This is a genomic window from Streptomyces sp. JJ38 (assembly GCF_019303475.1).
GTDB lineage: Bacteria > Actinomycetota > Actinomycetes > Streptomycetales > Streptomycetaceae > Streptomyces.
In genome coordinates this window covers 1-514 of the sequence record NZ_JABLSI010000105.1, presented here as the reverse complement: position 1 = coordinate 514, position 514 = coordinate 1, and the positions used below count along the sequence as shown (strand labels likewise).

At 70.8% G+C, this 514-nt stretch carries 1 protein-coding gene; it reads left to right on the top strand.

All coding sequences use genetic code 11. From position 1 onward, the window contains the following. Positions 1-77: 77 nt before the first annotated feature. On the top strand, positions 78-514 hold a 437-nt coding region (locus HPT28_RS26435), incomplete at its 3' end, for an acyl carrier protein (protein WP_219094497.1).

Sequence of the window (514 nt, the reverse complement as noted above, 5' to 3'; positions counted from 1 at the left end):
ACGCCTTCCAGCACAAGCAGTACTGGCTCGCGCCCAGGACCGGATCCGGGGACGCGGCGGCTGCACGGGCGGGCACGGTGGAGGAGCCCGCTGCGACGGTTGCGGATGCCGGGGAGCAGTCGGGTGGGGCTCTGGCCCAGCGGCTGGCCGAGGTGGCGGAACCGGAGCGGGAGCAGGTCGTTCTCGAACTCGTCCAGGCACAGGCCGCCGCGATCCTCGGCCATGCCTCGGCCGCCGAGGTCGATCCTGAGCGGCCGTTCAAGGACCTTGGCTTCGACTCCGTGCGGGCCGTCGAGTTCCGCAACCGGTTGAGGCAGGTCACCGGTGTGCAACTGCCCTCCACCCTTGTCTTCGATCACCCGACGGCACGAGCGACGGCTCGGCTCATCCTGGGCAAGGTCGACGGAGTCGAGAGCGCGACCCCTTCGACGGCGCACCCGCGAAGCGTCGGTCCGGCCGACGAGCCGTTGGCGATCGTGGGGATGAGTTGCCGGTATCCCGGTGGGGTGGCGTC